Source organism: Methylomicrobium album BG8 (genome assembly GCF_000214275.2).
In the GTDB taxonomy this organism is placed as follows: Bacteria; Pseudomonadota; Gammaproteobacteria; order Methylococcales; family Methylomonadaceae; genus Methylomicrobium; species Methylomicrobium agile.
In genome coordinates, this window is sequence record NZ_CM001475.1 from 1,259,238 (window position 1) to 1,273,235 (window position 13,998).

The following is a 13,998-nucleotide window of genomic DNA, read 5'->3' on the forward strand; positions in this document are numbered from 1 at the left end:
AAGTCCAAGCCTTAAAAAATCAAGAATAATGAAGAAAATCCGAAAATCCGGACGGAAAACGGGTCTTTAGCCACACGACCGTATTCTGGAAATGCGGCAGCAGCATCGACTCATGCCACCAGCTGTCCCTGGGCAGCGGCGTGAGCCCGGCAAAAATCACGATCAGGCAGACGAACAGCAAGCCGCGCGACAGGGCGACGGGCAGGCCGGCGAAATGCCCGAAAAGCGAAGGATAAATCCGTTCTTTTTTGAAGTTGAGGATAAAAAATATCGATGCGCTTAGCGTCAGGGTCAGCACGAACAGGATTGCGAACGCGGCCGCGATTTCCGCTTTCGGATTCGTGAACTCCGAGCGGATCGCGCGGGTGTAGGCGTCGGCAAAATACCAGCCGATCGCGGCGGCAATCAGCCAGCAGGCCAGCGAACGCGCTTCCAGCGCCGCGCCGCGCAGCAAGCCGATCAACAGAAAGAATGCCAGCAGCACCACAATCGCGTAATCAATCCACAGCATCTTCGCAAAAAACTGGGCCATGAATTGGACCGCCGCCATCACTCGGCCAGAATGATCGTCTTGATGTTCTGTTGGTTCAAGCGGTTCCTGATCTCGATCGCGCGCTGCTTGCTCAGTTCGGGGCCGACCTTCAGGCGGTAAATAGGGCCCTTGTCGGTCGATAAGGTTTCCATGGCGGCCGGAAAACCGAGCTTGCGCAGTTTGTCGCGTTGCGAAAGCGCATTTTCCTTTTTGGTGAAGCTGCCCGCCTGGATTGTCCAGCGTTCGAATTTTGCCGTGCTTTTCGGCGCTGCCTTTGCCGGCGTCTCTGAGGATTTCAAGGGGACAGGTTCGACTGCGGCGGACGGTTCGGTAACGCTTGCGGTCCGGCCGGGAACCGGAGCGGTTTTCGGCGCGGCCGTTTTGACCGGGGCGTTGACCACGGGCGGCGTGCGGGTTGGCGCCGGTTTCGGGGGGACGGTTTCGATGTCTTCATCCGGCGCATTTTCGGCATCGGCGGCGTCCATTTCGGCAGGCGGCTCGTAATCGGCCGATGGGTTTTCCTGAAGGCCGGGCTCGATCTTTTCGACGCCTCCGGCGGTAACATTCAGAGTAGAGGGATTGTTGCCGGGCGCGTTCTCTATGCTCGCCGCATCGGCAGGCAGTTTGCTTTCGGGGCCGTTCGGCGAACCGGCGGGCGGTTCGGGAATCGTCATTTCGCTGACGGCCTGGCCGCTGGTGTCGACCGGATCGTCGAACAGCATCGGGATAAAAATGGCGGCAAGCGCCGTGACGACAGCCGCTCCGATCAATCGTTGTTTCAGTTCTTGATCCATTTCGTCATTCACCTTTATCTAGCGCGGAGAGGCAATCGGATACCAAAAAGAAAGAGCCAAAGACCAGCAGCAGATCGCCTTCTTGCAACTGGGTTTTTGCGGCGGCAAAGGCTTCGTTGAAGGTCTGAAAGCCGAAGTGCGCGGCGGAGATTCCGCACTGTTCGAAGATTGCGCGCATTTGCGCCTCATTAGCCGTTCGGGGATTCGTCAAAGGAGCGAAAAACCAGTCGTGAACCAAAGGATTCATCAGTTCGAGCACGCCTTTGATGTCCTTGTCTTTCATCATCGAGAACAGCGCGCGGATACGGTAATGCCGGCAATGTTCCTGCAGGTATTCGACCAAAGTTTTTACGGCTTCCGGATTATGCCCCACGTCCAACAGCAAGGGAATTCTATCATCAATTAACTGAAAACGGCCGGCCAGTTTTACATTTTCCAGGCCGTGCCGGATCGCCGCGATGTCGACCGGTAGAACCGGCGACAATTGGCGGGCTGCCAGAATCGCCGAGGCCGCGTTCCGGTATTGGTGTTCGCCTTTCAGCGCCGGCGGCGGCAGATTTTCGAGCGATTGGCCGGCACAGCGCCAATGCCAGCCGTTGGCGTTTTTTTGGTAGCCGAATTCTCTGCCGATGCGGAACAGTTTGGCGTTTTTGTTTTGGGCGCATTGCAAGAGCGAGGCGGGCGGCTCCGGATCGCCGACAATCGCCGGCACGCCGGTACGGAAGATGCCCGCTTTTTCGGCGCCGATCGCTTCGCGGGTCTGGCCGAGCCAGTCGACATGATCGATCCCGATACTGCTGATCAGCGCTACGTCCGGATCGACGATGTTGACCGCGTCGAGGCGGCCTCCCATGCCGACTTCCAGGATCTGAATATCGACGCGGCGACGGGAAAAAATGTCGAGCGCGGCGAGCGTGCTGAACTCGAAATAACTTAAGGAGGTGTTGTCGCGGACCGCTTCGATTCGGGCGAATGCTTCGCAGATCAGTTCGTCGGCGGCCGGGATGGCGTCGATCTTGATGCGTTCGTTGTAGCGTAGAATATGCGGCGAGGTATAAGCGCCGACCCGGTAGCCCTGCGCCCGGTAGATCGTTTCGAGATAGGCGACGCAGGAGCCTTTGCCGTTGGTGCCGGCGACGGTGATCGTAACCGGTTTCCGGTAATCCGGATCGAGCGCGGCGAAAACGCGCGCGGCGCGTTCCAGGCCCATGTCGATCGCTAAAGGATGCAGGCTTTCCTGCCAGGTCAGCCAGTCTTTTAGCGTATTGAAACGCGGCATCAACGGTGGGATCGCAATCGGCTACTGGTCTTCTTCTACGACTTGGCTTTCGCCGGGCACTTCGTCGACGGTTTCCGGCTCCGGATTCTGAAGATATTCCAGCCGCGCCAGTGCTTCGGTTCTTACCGGGGACAAAATGCTCAGAATGCTGGCGATTTTGTCGCGGATATCGCGGCGGTCGATGATCATGTCGACCGCGCCGTGTTCCTGCAAAAACTCGCTGCGCTGAAAGCCTTCCGGCAGTTTTTCGCGTACGGTTTGTTCGATGACGCGCGGGCCGGCAAAACCGATCAAGGCGTTCGGCTCGGCCGCATTGATGTCGCCCAGCATCGCCAGACTCGCCGAAACGCCGCCCATGGTCGGGTCGGTCATGAACGAAATGTACGGAATGCCGGCCTCGGACAGCTTGGTCAGCGCGGCGCTGGTCTTGGCCATCTGGAACAGCGAAAACAAGGATTCCTGCATCCGGGCGCCGCCGCTCGCGGTAAACACGATGAACGGGCAGCCGAACTCCAGGCTTTTGTTTACGCCGCGCATGAAGCGCTCGCCGACGACCGAGCCCATCGAGCCGCCCATGAAATTGAAATCGAATGCGGCCGCGACGATGTCGATACCCTTCAGTTTGCCTTTCATAACGACCAGGGCGTCGGTTTCCTTTGTCTGCTTTTGCGCCTGAGCGATACGGTCTTTGTATTTCTTGCTGTCCCGGAATTTCAATGGATCGGTCGGCTTGATGCCTTTGCCGATTTCTTCCCGACTTTCGGCGTCCAGGAAAATGTCCAGCCGGGTTCGCGCCGAAATGCGCATGTGATGTTCGCATTTCGGGCAAACGTGCAGATTTCTTTCCAGCTCCAGCGCATAAAGAATTGCATTGCAGTTGGGACATTTATTCCACAAACCTTCAGGCACGGCTCCTTTTTTATTGGAGTTTTCCGTTCTGATGGTAGACGGAACCAGTTTCTGAAACCAACTCATTGTCATTGTGCCTCGTTGCGCGCGTTAATGCGGTTGTCGTGTAACTACTCATCCCCATCGTCAGATACTCGAGTAAGCGTAAAGCCCCTCTTTGAAAAAGAGGGGGTAGGGGGAGATTCTTTTAATTATCCATGGCCTGGCGCATCGCGCTCAGCATGTCGATGATTGCGCTTTTGGCGCGTTCGGGATCGTCCGGATTCGCTTCGATATGGCTGATCAGCGCACTGCCGACCACGACGCCGTCGCCGATGCCGGCGACAGTTTTCGCGGTCTCCGCATCTTTCACGCCGAAGCCGATGCCGACCGGCAGGCTGGCGTTTGCGCGGATTTCCTTGAGTTTTTGCTCTACATCGGCGGTATTCAAATGCCCCGCGCCGGTGACGCCTTTCAGCGACACATAATAAAGGTAGCCCGAACCGATCTCACCCATTTTTCTGATCCGCTCCGCGCTGCTGTTCGGCGCCAGCAAAAAGATCGTATCGATGCCGCGCGTCTTCAATTCGGCGGCGCAGGCTTCGCCTTCCTCGGGCGGCAGGTCGACGGTCAGCACGCCGTCGACATCGGCCCGCTGTGCGGCATTGGCAAAGCCCCCATAGCCCATCGCTTCAATCGGGTTCAGGTAGCCCATCAAGACCAGAGGCGTTTGGGCATCGGTGCGCCGAAACTCCATCGCCATTTCCAGCGTACGGCGCAGGCTCATCTTATGTGCGAGCGCGCGTTCGCTGGCGCGCTGGATCACCGGGCCGTCGGCCATCGGATCGGAAAACGGCACACCCAGTTCGATCACGTCGGCACCGGCCTTGACCATTGCATGCATCATCGGCACCGTGAAAGCAGGGTACGGATCGCCCGCGGTAATGAACGGGATCAGCGCCTTGCGGCCGTTTTGGGACAGTTCTTCGAATTTGGCGGCTAATCGGCTCACAGTAAAATTCCCTCGCGTTTGGCCATTGTCTGCATATCTTTGTCGCCGCGGCCGGACAGGTTGACAATGATGATTTGATCTTTTTTCATCGTCGGGGCCAGCTTCATCGTGTAGGCCATCGCGTGGCTCGATTCGAGCGCCGGAATGATGCCTTCCATCCGGGTCAGCGCGTAGAAGCCTTCGAGCGCTTCGTCGTCGGTAATGCTGACGTAAGTTGCGCGGCCGGTGTCTTTCAGCCAGGAATGCTCGGGGCCGACGCCCGGATAGTCGAGTCCTGCCGAGATCGAATGGGTTTCGATGATTTCGCCGTCGTCGTCGGCCATCAGATAGGTGCGATTGCCGTGCAGGACGCCCGGGCGGCCTGCCGACAGCGGTGCGGAATGGCGTCCGGTTTCGATGCCGTCGCCGGCCGCTTCGACACCGTACATTTTGACGCTCTCGTCGTCGATGAACGGATAGAACAGGCCGATCGCGTTCGAGCCGCCGCCGACGCAGGCAACCAGCGCGTCGGGCAGGCGACCGGTCATTTCTTGGCATTGCTGCTTCGCTTCGCGGCCGAGAATGGCCTGGAAGTCGCGGACCATCGCCGGATACGGGTGCGGGCCGGCGACCGTACCGATGATGTAGAAGGTGTTGTCGACATTGGTGACCCAGTCGCGGAGCGCTTCATTCAGTGCGTCTTTCAGCGTTTTCGAGCCGGATTCGACCGCGACGACTTTCGCACCCAGGAGCTTCATCCGGTACACGTTCAGCGATTGGCGCGCGACGTCGACCGCGCCCATGTACACGACGCATTCGAGGCCCAGACGGGCCGCCACGGTGGCGGTCGCGACGCCGTGCTGGCCGGCGCCGGTTTCGGCGATGATCCGGGTTTTGCCCATCCGCTTGGCCAGCAGGGCCTGGCCGACCGTGTTGTTGATCTTGTGCGAACCGGTATGGTTCAGGTCTTCGCGCTTCAGGTAGATCTGCGCGCCGCCGAGTTCGCGGCTCCAGCGTTCGGCATGGTACAGCGGCGACGGCCGGCCGACGTAATGCTGTAGGTCGGCATCCAGTTCGGCCAGGAAGTCGGGGTCCTGCAAATAGCGGTGGTAGGCTTCGTTAAGTTCCTGGATCGGCCGGATCAGCGTTTCCGCGACGAACGTTCCGCCGTAGGGGCCGAAATGCCCCCGCGCATCGGGCATATTGTATTTATTGGTCATAATTTATTGTGTCACCCTTATTAACTTCTGTTAAAAACGCCGCCATTCTGGCCGCATCCTTAACACCTTTGGCCGCTTCCACCCCGCTGCTGACATCCAGCGCATAAGGTTTGACCGTCCGTACCGCATCACAGGCGTTTTCCGGATTCAAGCCGCCCGCCAAAATGATCGGCAGGCCGCATTGTTCCGGGATCATCTTCCAGTCAAAAAGGCTGCCGGTGCCGCCTTTCGCATCCGGATGCCAGGCGTCGAGCAAGAGTCCCGCCGCATCGTGATATTGCCGCGCCAACTCCGCAATATCGGTGCCGGGCTTGACCCCGACCGCCTTGATATAGCGTTTGCGGTAAAGCCTGCACGCCTCGGGCGCCTCGTCGCCATGAAACTGCAGGCAATCGATCGGCACGTGCTGCAAAATTTCCCGTATCCGTGCCTCTTCCTCATCCACGAACAATGCGACGGTCGTCGTAAACGCGGGCAGGGCGCCGACGATCTTCAATGCCTGGTCGATGTCGACGTTGCGCGGACTTGGCGGGTAAAACACTAAGCCGACCGCATCGGCGCCGAGCAGCGCAGCTTCGCGCGCGTCCTCGGCACGCGTAAAGCCGCAAATTTTAACGCGAGTTCGCATAAAGTGATATGGGAATTTAAGAAAAAAACCAAGCCTTATAGAATATCATAAAAGGCGGCCGTCCTTGATTCCGAAAATTCGCCGGTTTCGGAACGGGGGATTTTTTAAATTTAAAACGAAAACATGGCTTTTTTCGCCGCATTTGCAGAGGTCCGGCTTTCAGATAAAGTTGCGCCATTTGAATAAGTCCGTGCTTCATTTACAATGGACGGTTTGTTGAAAGACTTGCCAGGTTTTTAAAACCTGGCAAGTTATGGGTTAGCCGCGCGAAAACCGTTTTGGGCTGACCCGCTGGAAAACAATGTCGGCAATGACGGTTGGATGAGATAGATGAAAAAATTAAGATGCGCGGTAATCGGTACGGGCTATCTCGGCAAGTTTCACGCGGAAAAATACGCTTCGCTGCCGGACTGCGAACTGACCGCAGTGGTCGATATCGACGAGGCTGCCGCCCGTAATATCGCGGAGAAACACGGCGCGAAGGCGGTGACCGATTACCGGGAGCTCCTGGGCCGGATCGATGCGGTCAGCGTGGTCGTGCCGACCACGCTGCATCATCGGGTAGCGAAGCATTTTCTATCGGCCGGCGCGCACGTGCTGGTCGAAAAGCCGATTACGGTGACGCTGGAGGAAGCCGACGAGCTGATCGCGATCGCGCATGAAAATAACCGGGTCCTGCAGGTCGGCCATCTGGAACGCTTCAATCCGGCCGTGCTCGGGCTCGACAAGGAAGAAAAGCCGCTGTTCATCGAATCGCACCGGCTGGCGCCGTTCAATCCGCGCGCGAACGACGTCAGCGTGGTGCTCGATCTGATGATTCACGACATCGACATCATTCTGGCTTTGGTCGATTCGGAGGTCGAGCGGATCGACGCGAGCGGCACGGCGGTGCTGACCCAGGGCACCGACATCGCGAACGCGCGCCTGTTGTTCGAAAACGGCTGCGTCGCGAATGTAACCGCGAGCCGGATCAGCATGAAACTGGAACGCAAGATGCGTCTGTTCCGCCCGTCTTCGTACGTGTCGGTCGATTTCCAGAACCGCGTCTTGACCAAGCACCGCACCGGCGAGAAGGAAATGTTTCCCGGCATTCCCGAGATCGTGACCGAAGAATCGGTGTTCGCGACCAGCGACGCGCTGCTGGAAGAAATCCGGCATTTCGTCGCTTGCATACAAACCGGCGAAAATCCGCTGGTGCCTGGAGAAGCGGGAAGAAGAGCGCTGGCAACTGCGATCAGGATTACGGAGCTTCTGAATTAAAGGTTAAGCGTAGGGTGGATAAGCGAAGCGCATCCACCCACGCCGGCCTTTTCGTGGTGGATGCGCTTCGCTTATCCACCCTACTATTATGAAATATTTAGGCAGATAACATGATCCCAATGGTAAACCTGAAGGCCCAATACGCCGAAATCAAGGACGAGGTCGAGCAGGGCCTCGCCGAGACGATCGCGAATTGTTCATTCATTCTCGGCCCGAACGTGCAGGCTTTCGAACAGGAATGCGCCGATTATCTGGGCGTCAAGCATGCGATCGGCGTGGCATCCGGCACCGATGCGCTGCATCTGGCGCTGATCGCAGAAGGCATCGGCCCCGGCGATGAGGTGATCACGACCGCGTTCACGTTCATCGCGACCGCCGAGGCGATCCGCTATGTCGGCGCGAAGCCGGTGTTCGTCGATATCGATCCGAAGACCTTCAATATTTCGCCGGAGGCGATCGAGCAGGCGATCACGCCGAACACCAAGGCGGTGATGCCGGTGCATCTGTTCGGCCAGCCGGCCGACATGGCGCGGATTACTGCAATCTGTTCGCAACACAATCTGAAATTGATCGAAGACTGCTGCCAGTCGTTCGGCGCCTCGATCGGCGGCAGGCAGACCGGCGCGATCGGCGACGCGGGCGGCTACAGTTTCTTTCCGAGTAAGAACCTTGGCGCCTACGGTGACGGCGGCCTGGTCGTGACCAACTCGGACGCGGCCGCCGAAACGATCAAAATGCTGCGCAATCACGGTTCGAAGGTGCGCTATTACCACGACATCATCGGCTACAACAGCCGGCTCGACGAGATGCAGGCGGTGATCCTGCGCGCGAAACTGAAACGGATCGACCGCTACAACGGTGCGCGCCGCCGCGCCGCGCACCGGTATTCGGAACTGATGGCCGATTTGCCCTTGACCACGCCGTTTGAGGATGGCGTCGGGGAGCATGTGTATCATCAGTACACGCTGCTGTGCGACCGCCGCGACGAGGTCATGAAGGCACTGCAGGAAAACCGGATCGCCTCGGCGATTTATTATCCGGTGCCGCTGCACCGACAGAACGTGTTCAAAGACGAATGCGCCGGCGTCAGCCTGCCGAATACCGAAAAGGTGGCGGCAACCTGCCTGTCCTTGCCGATCTGCTCGGAGCTGGATGATCGGACGATAGAGTCGATCGTGAAGGTGATTCGCGCCGCGCTGGTTTGATTATGGATTTGGCTTCAAATCATTTCCCGGTCAAAGACCTGCCGGGTTTTAAAAACCTGGCAGGTCTACCGGCATACCGGAAAGTTCATATCGGCCAATTCCTATGCGGACCATGAAGGCGTTTCTGTAAGGCAATCAAGGGCCTCTTACAACTTTTTATAGACTCGCCTACGGCATCGAGAATTGGCAAAAAGCAGGAATTATCGCGCATTCAAAGCGATTGGGCTTTATTCGAAAGCCGCGGCGAAGGTGGGCGCTCCCGCAAAACCGTAGCGCCTAAGGCCCCTCGAAAACAAAGGATTGGGTCGATAATGACTTCCCCTCATCGTTCCTACGCGCAGCGCGTGAGAACGGGAAAAAGACTACAACGCCCGGAAATCAATCATGATTTACCGTTTCCGGATGCCTTCCCTTGCATCGGCGAGTGTGTCAGCGATGTCGCCAATGCCGGTATCGCTGGCATCGAAACGAGTAGCGAGCTTGTTTTCAACCCGCAATGGCGCGGCGGTGCGGCTTACACCTATAACGATAGCCGCAATCTCGACAATAGACGCCGGTTGCCGTTTCAGGCCCCGCACAGCGTCCGCGCTTGGGGCGAATGGCGCGCGCCGAATCTGCCGCTGACCTTATGGGTCGAAGGCATCTACCGCAGCCTGTCTCAAAACGATCTCGGCAACACGCTGGATGTGGACGACGCGTTTCATCTGAACGTTCACACCAACTACCGGGTAACGCCCAAGCTCGATTTGTACGTGCGCGGCGAAAACATCAATAACGACAAGACGCCGGATATCCATAGTTTTGATCATGCCAGCGCCGTGGTCTACGGCGGCCTTTCCTACCGGCTTTGAACCGGCAATCGATGCCCAGGCTACCGGCCGAGCGAAATGTAGCCATACCGCCAACAAAAAGTTGACACTGGCTTTTGCCGCACGTCCAAAGTCGTCCGCAACACCGTTCGACGTGTCTGTCACCTAATAGAATGAGTGGAGCGCCAGCGAAACCCATCAAACAATTTCTCCGGTACAACGGTGGATGATTTACGGCGGCATCGGTCCAGCCATCAGATGCGACAAATAAAACTTCACCAATTCGCGCTGGTTTTTGGTTTGGGTCTTGGCGAACAAGGCGCTGAGCTGAGTACGCAGGGTCTTGATGCCGATTTGCAGGCTTTCGGCGATTTCCTGGGTGCTGTCTTTCAGCAGTAATTGCTCTAAAACGCGGGTTTCGGCCGGAGTGAGACGGTAAAGCTGGGCAAAGCCGCCGAGATTGCCCGTAGCCAGCTTGCCCGGTTCTGCGATCAGCACCATGATGCGCGCTTGCTCTGTTAAAGTTTGGGTAAAGGCGCTGGGCAGCGGCATGAAAGTGATCATCCAACGCTGGCTGGTCCCGATACCCTTTACGCCCATGCTGCCGCCAAAACCCTGACGGGCCTGATACAGGCTTTCGCGAATCGCGGCGGCATCCTGTGCGCCGGCGGCGGTCAGCCTCTGGTTGATGACCAGCGGGCCGCTGCCCTCCCGGAAAACGGCCTCGACCTGTCGATTGGCGAACAACACCTTGCCATCACCGTCCAACAAGGCCACCGCTTGACTCATCCGGTCCAGGGCGTGTTCGCGTAAGTAGCGCGTTTCCTGCTCCAACGATAAGCGCCAGTGAATGCGCAGCGCCCGCTGCAAGTGCGGCATGAGACGCCGATACAAGGCGATCTCGCTCTCCGTATAGGCCGGCGCGGCGCGAGCGCAATGTCGTCACCCGTACCGAAACATCCCCTTGCTGCAAGATCGCGCCGCCGATCGAATAGAAATAATCTTGCGGCTTTAGCCAGCCATTGAAAAACTCGGTTTTGGGCAGGTCGGCGTCCAGATACAGCTGGGAAGAAATGACCGGAACGCCTTCACCGTAGCGTTTGGCATTTTGCAGCCAGACGTTCGAGTGGCCGAATTCCCTTTGGAGCGATTCGAGGAAATCCTCGTCGGTACGCGCCTGGGCGACGAAGCTTCGGTTGGGCGAGGAGGCCGTGGTCGAGTGGCCCGTGCCGAAGTCATGTACAAACAGCAAGGATCCCGCCGAATGCATCGCCTCGGAAAAGCATTCGAGAAACCGTCGCCAGGCGGCCGGCTCCATGCCTGCGTCGTAGATCAATCCGACCAGTTCGTCAAATTGCTCCTCCATTTCGCCCCCCGCTCACCCCTCGGAATTTCTCAATGATGCTGCCAATACGCAGGCACTTGGTTAGATAACCAATCACTATTCCCGGCAATTTGCCGAAAACGTTGTTTTGCTTTCTGACGCTGCGGGTGAGGATCGAAAAACGCCCGCAAGAACGCCCGTTTCAGTCAAATGACTGATGACAGGGAGGGATTATATAAATTAAGCTTCGCTCCGGCAATTTCTACGAACTGACTAATGCGAGAAGTCTCGTAGTTTGGGTTAGCGAAGCGTACCCAACAGCATTCGGCTTCGAGTGTTGGGTTACGGCTGACGCCTAATCCAACCTACATGCTAACTAATGCGATAAGGACGTAGACACCATATCAAGCGACCCGACATTTCACGGCAGAACCTCATTCGGCGGAACCGGCACGCCGGTTCCGCCTTTAAAACAATACCGGTTCCGCCTTTAAAACAATAAAAGAAATATATGAAAAGAAGACTCGGAAAGTTTGTCATATTATTGTGTTGCGTTTTGAATACGACCGCTTGCACTACCGCTAAAGCTATCAAGGAAACCGGCAATGAGTTTTCACAAGGTAATATCATAACGGGGCTTTGGTACGGAACGATGGGGATTACTATGGCCGCTCTTATTGATGTGGTAACTCTTGGCGGGACTACAGATGTCACAACAGGCTCTAAAGCCCTCATTGCGGCAGCTAATTCAGGACGTTCATATTCTGGGCCAAGTGGTATTTCCAGTTATTCAACCGCAAAAAATTCTAATGCAATAGCTAGCACTGTAACACAAAGGGCGTACACGACGTACGGTAGCAGCCGCGATTATGCTACTTCCTCAAATACGTCAAACTCCAACGTATCAAATAATGCCCAAGCATCATCTTATGCAGGCTCAAGCAGTCGTTACTCCGTACCAATGACAAATTGCGTTTCATCAAAAGTTGATCAATCCAAATCGGACAATTATGGCACTTATTATCGCCTAACTAACACTTGCCAAGTTAGGATCAGTGTTACACATTACGTTAATGGTACTACTTGGGGAGGGCATCAAGGCAAGGGAGACCTTAATCCTGGACAGTCTACGACTACAGTTAAAGTTCCGACTGGATCAAGAATAACTTATCGAGCATGTGAAATACCCGCTGGAAAAGAATGGGTAGGTATTGAAAATACCAATGGAGGAGGATTTATGTGCGTTATCTACCAGTAACCCGCTAAGGCGGATTCGCCGACAGGCAATCCGCCATCGCTTCGAAGCACATCGGCGTTTTGCTATCGCGAAAACGCCCTACAGGCTGGAAGACGGATGATAAACTGAAAACCAATCAGGCCCAATACGCCAAGGGCAAAGGCGCCGAACTGTTGTGGACGGCATGAGGTCAGGAAGGCAAATGACTGGTCAAATCCATGCTGTCGTGCAACAAGCGCAGCACCTCAATGGCTCTTATACCAACGACATGAAATACGATGAAATGACGCCCATTGCGTCTTTGCCGCGCTACATGCAAAGTGCGGATACCTGAACCGAGGTCGTCGCGTGGGCGGGTGCCGATAATGTTTGGGCCAGATCGCAGCGCATCAATTGCTTGCAAAAGTGTAGCTTCGTAAATCACTGCTTGACGTTCACCGAAGTTGCTGGCCGTCCAACGAAGTATTTCCGCAAAATCCAGTTCCGCAAGCCGAACCAATTGAACATTCCAAGAGCCCTTCGTACCACTAAAGGTCATCTTTCGGCTAAACCGTCCGCAATTGCCTTGGCAGCGATGGACTTGAGATGCGCTTGCAGCTCTTCGCCACTTTCAAATCGGGTAACGCGACCTGCTTCACTGTCGGCGATTCCCACGTCGACGGCCGCGCGCAATCTGGCGAGTTTGGCGGCATGTTCGGCCCGGCGCTCTTCCACTAGACGCAAGCCTTCGCGTAGCACTTCACTGGCGTTCTGGTATTCCCCGCTTTCGACCAACTGCTCGATGAAGGCGGCTTGATGGTTGGTGATGACGACATTACGTGTTGGCATGGCATTTTCTCCTATAGCGCATTGGCAGATTATGCCATTTTATTCACGCCAAGATGGGACTGTCAACCCAATTCCCCAGTTTGCAGAGGACCGTAGGGCGGTTTCGCGTCAGCAAACGCCATAGCTTTGAAGCATGTTGTGGGGTTTCGCTATCGCGAAAACACCCTACAGCTCCACATCTCTCGAAAACAAGGACATGCAACACCCGCAAACCATCATGATTTATCGTTTCCGGGCGCCTTCAGCAAATCGATAATTTCTTTCAAATACGCCACTTCTTTGTCTTTCTGCTCGACGAGCAATTGCAGTTTTTCCAGCTCGACCTTCAATTGCATGAATTCAGGCGAACACACGCCAATGTGCCAGTGGCTTTGATCGTTGTTCGACCCCGCCAGATTGAAAACATTTTTTTCATTCAGCTCAAACAAATCCGCAAGCTTAATGCCGAACAAAGCAGCAATCTGCTCGAGCCGCGACAAATTCACGTCCGTTTCGCCGCGCTCGATACTGCCGTAGCCGTTTGGCGACATTTCCAGCTTACTGGCCGCCTCTTCCTGCGACCAGCCTTTCAACTGTCTGAGCAGGCGAATTTTTTCATGTACTGCCATAAAGACACATCCTATGGGTGAAATACCAAGTCTGGCTTGATTGTAGCAAACTCACGGCATTTTTATAATTCGCCCGTCAACGTACAACGTAAGGCAAATTCGCCGACACCACCGCTTTGAAGCACATCGGCGTTTTGCTATCGCGAAAACACCCTACAGTCCGACAGCTCTTCGGCGATCATTTCAGTCAAATGACTGATGACGGATTCCATTGGATTCATTAGCATGTTTTTTATTTTTAATGGCGGCGATACGCCCTGTAATGGCGGATCCTATCTTATTAACTAGGCCCGTAGATTGGGTTAGCGAAGCGTAACCCAACGGAATTCGGCTTCGCGTGTTGGGTTACGGCTAGCGCCTAACCCAACCTACAGGCTACGCAGATGATTGATTCA

The 13,998-nt window shown here is 56.0% G+C and carries 16 protein-coding genes; 4 read left to right on the forward strand and 12 right to left on the reverse strand.

The window, feature by feature from the left end:
• Positions 1–19: 19 nt before the first annotated feature.
• From METAL_RS05510 to METAL_RS05540, 7 genes are all read right to left on the reverse strand, one after another.
• Complete coding sequence (locus tag METAL_RS05510; RefSeq protein WP_005370400.1) at positions 20–550, reverse strand: CvpA family protein; 531 nt, start codon at positions 548–550, stop codon at positions 20–22.
• On the reverse strand, positions 550–1,326 hold the full coding sequence (locus METAL_RS05515; RefSeq protein WP_005370401.1) for an SPOR domain-containing protein: 777 nt from the start codon (positions 1,324–1,326) through the stop codon (positions 550–552). Before METAL_RS05515 ends, METAL_RS05510 begins: the two co-directional genes overlap by 1 nt.
• Positions 1,327–1,330: 4 nt before the next feature.
• Positions 1,331–2,605, reverse strand: coding sequence for a bifunctional tetrahydrofolate synthase/dihydrofolate synthase (gene folC, locus METAL_RS05520; RefSeq protein ID WP_005370406.1), 1,275 nt, complete (start codon positions 2,603–2,605; stop codon positions 1,331–1,333).
• 21 nt (positions 2,606–2,626) lie between these two features.
• Entirely contained in the window at positions 2,627–3,586 is a 960-nt protein-coding gene (gene accD, locus METAL_RS05525; RefSeq protein WP_084675341.1) for an acetyl-CoA carboxylase, carboxyltransferase subunit beta, read from the reverse strand.
• A gap of 115 nt (positions 3,587–3,701) precedes the next feature.
• Complete coding sequence (gene trpA / locus METAL_RS05530; RefSeq protein ID WP_005370413.1) at positions 3,702–4,505, reverse strand: tryptophan synthase subunit alpha; 804 nt, start codon at positions 4,503–4,505, stop codon at positions 3,702–3,704.
• Positions 4,502–5,704 carry a tryptophan synthase subunit beta gene (gene trpB / locus METAL_RS05535; protein ID WP_005370415.1) on the reverse strand — a complete coding sequence of 401 codons (1,203 nt, stop codon included), beginning with the start codon at positions 5,702–5,704 and terminating at the stop codon, positions 4,502–4,504. The genes trpA and trpB overlap by 4 nt, the downstream gene beginning before the upstream one ends.
• Positions 5,694–6,332: a phosphoribosylanthranilate isomerase gene (locus METAL_RS05540; RefSeq protein ID WP_005370416.1), complete on the reverse strand. Its 639-nt coding sequence runs from the start codon at positions 6,330–6,332 to the stop codon at positions 5,694–5,696. Before METAL_RS05540 ends, trpB begins: the two co-directional genes overlap by 11 nt.
• A 330-nt stretch (positions 6,333–6,662) precedes the next feature.
• Here METAL_RS05540 and METAL_RS05550 point away from each other — a divergent pair, with 330 nt between their 5' ends.
• From METAL_RS05550 to METAL_RS05560, 3 genes are all read left to right on the forward strand, one after another.
• A complete protein-coding gene (locus METAL_RS05550) occupies positions 6,663–7,592 on the forward strand; it encodes a Gfo/Idh/MocA family protein (protein WP_005370418.1) in 930 nt (309 codons plus the stop codon).
• Between the two features lie 110 nt (positions 7,593–7,702).
• The gene (locus METAL_RS05555) at positions 7,703–8,797 is read left to right on the forward strand and encodes a DegT/DnrJ/EryC1/StrS family aminotransferase (RefSeq protein ID WP_005370420.1); all 1,095 of its coding nucleotides are present in this window, start codon (positions 7,703–7,705) and stop codon (positions 8,795–8,797) included.
• Between the two features lie 311 nt (positions 8,798–9,108).
• Entirely contained in the window at positions 9,109–9,648 is a 540-nt protein-coding gene (locus METAL_RS05560) for a TonB-dependent receptor domain-containing protein (protein ID WP_031431166.1), read from the forward strand.
• A gap of 189 nt (positions 9,649–9,837) precedes the next feature.
• On the opposite strand, the gene METAL_RS05565 is transcribed toward METAL_RS05560, so the two are convergent.
• A complete protein-coding gene (locus METAL_RS05565; RefSeq protein WP_040578290.1) occupies positions 9,838–10,395 on the reverse strand; it encodes a helix-turn-helix transcriptional regulator in 558 nt (185 codons plus the stop codon).
• Positions 10,364–10,972 (reverse strand): hypothetical protein, encoded by a 609-nt coding sequence (locus METAL_RS05570; protein WP_031431170.1) that lies wholly within the window; start codon positions 10,970–10,972, stop codon positions 10,364–10,366. Before METAL_RS05570 ends, METAL_RS05565 begins: the two co-directional genes overlap by 32 nt.
• A gap of 469 nt (positions 10,973–11,441) precedes the next feature.
• Between METAL_RS05570 and METAL_RS20505 the strand changes: the two genes are divergently transcribed.
• Positions 11,442–12,188: a hypothetical protein gene (locus METAL_RS20505; RefSeq protein WP_005370422.1), complete on the forward strand. Its 747-nt coding sequence runs from the start codon at positions 11,442–11,444 to the stop codon at positions 12,186–12,188.
• Positions 12,189–12,357: 169 nt separating this feature from the next.
• On the opposite strand, the gene METAL_RS05575 is transcribed toward METAL_RS20505, so the two are convergent.
• The 3 genes from METAL_RS05575 to METAL_RS05585 all read right to left on the reverse strand — a co-directional run bounded on the left by METAL_RS05575 (position 12,358) and on the right by METAL_RS05585 (position 13,603).
• A complete protein-coding gene (locus METAL_RS05575) occupies positions 12,358–12,705 on the reverse strand; it encodes a type II toxin-antitoxin system RelE/ParE family toxin (protein ID WP_005370423.1) in 348 nt (115 codons plus the stop codon).
• On the reverse strand, positions 12,702–12,995 hold the full coding sequence (locus METAL_RS05580; protein ID WP_005370424.1) for a type II toxin-antitoxin system ParD family antitoxin: 294 nt from the start codon (positions 12,993–12,995) through the stop codon (positions 12,702–12,704). Before METAL_RS05580 ends, METAL_RS05575 begins: the two co-directional genes overlap by 4 nt.
• A 215-nt stretch (positions 12,996–13,210) precedes the next feature.
• Complete coding sequence (locus tag METAL_RS05585) at positions 13,211–13,603, reverse strand: helix-turn-helix domain-containing protein (RefSeq protein WP_005370425.1); 393 nt, start codon at positions 13,601–13,603, stop codon at positions 13,211–13,213.
• Between the last annotated feature and the right edge of the window lie 395 nt (positions 13,604–13,998).

Excerpts from the sequence above, each read along its gene's own strand:
- METAL_RS05560 (WP_031431166.1), top strand. The coding sequence starts at position 9,109 with ATGACTTCCCCTCATCGTTCCTACGCGCAGCGCGTGAGAACGGGAAAA.
- METAL_RS05570 (WP_031431170.1), bottom strand. The coding sequence starts at position 10,972 with ATGGAGGAGCAATTTGACGAACTGGTCGGATTGATCTACGACGCAGGC.
- folC (WP_005370406.1), bottom strand. The coding sequence starts at position 2,605 with ATGCCGCGTTTCAATACGCTAAAAGACTGGCTGACCTGGCAGGAAAGC.
- METAL_RS05585 (WP_005370425.1), bottom strand. The coding sequence starts at position 13,603 with ATGGCAGTACATGAAAAAATTCGCCTGCTCAGACAGTTGAAAGGCTGG.
- METAL_RS05565 (WP_040578290.1), bottom strand. The coding sequence starts at position 10,395 with ATGAGTCAAGCGGTGGCCTTGTTGGACGGTGATGGCAAGGTGTTGTTC.
- METAL_RS05540 (WP_005370416.1), bottom strand. The coding sequence starts at position 6,332 with ATGCGAACTCGCGTTAAAATTTGCGGCTTTACGCGTGCCGAGGACGCG.
- trpB (WP_005370415.1), bottom strand. The coding sequence starts at position 5,704 with ATGACCAATAAATACAATATGCCCGATGCGCGGGGGCATTTCGGCCCC.
- METAL_RS05515 (WP_005370401.1), bottom strand. The coding sequence starts at position 1,326 with ATGGATCAAGAACTGAAACAACGATTGATCGGAGCGGCTGTCGTCACG.
- METAL_RS20505 (WP_005370422.1), top strand. The coding sequence starts at position 11,442 with ATGAAAAGAAGACTCGGAAAGTTTGTCATATTATTGTGTTGCGTTTTG.
- METAL_RS05550 (WP_005370418.1), top strand. The coding sequence starts at position 6,663 with ATGAAAAAATTAAGATGCGCGGTAATCGGTACGGGCTATCTCGGCAAG.
- METAL_RS05510 (WP_005370400.1), bottom strand. The coding sequence starts at position 550 with ATGGCGGCGGTCCAATTCATGGCCCAGTTTTTTGCGAAGATGCTGTGG.
- METAL_RS05575 (WP_005370423.1), bottom strand. The coding sequence starts at position 12,705 with ATGACCTTTAGTGGTACGAAGGGCTCTTGGAATGTTCAATTGGTTCGG.
- METAL_RS05555 (WP_005370420.1), top strand. The coding sequence starts at position 7,703 with ATGATCCCAATGGTAAACCTGAAGGCCCAATACGCCGAAATCAAGGAC.
- METAL_RS05580 (WP_005370424.1), bottom strand. The coding sequence starts at position 12,995 with ATGCCAACACGTAATGTCGTCATCACCAACCATCAAGCCGCCTTCATC.
- accD (WP_084675341.1), bottom strand. The coding sequence starts at position 3,586 with ATGACAATGAGTTGGTTTCAGAAACTGGTTCCGTCTACCATCAGAACG.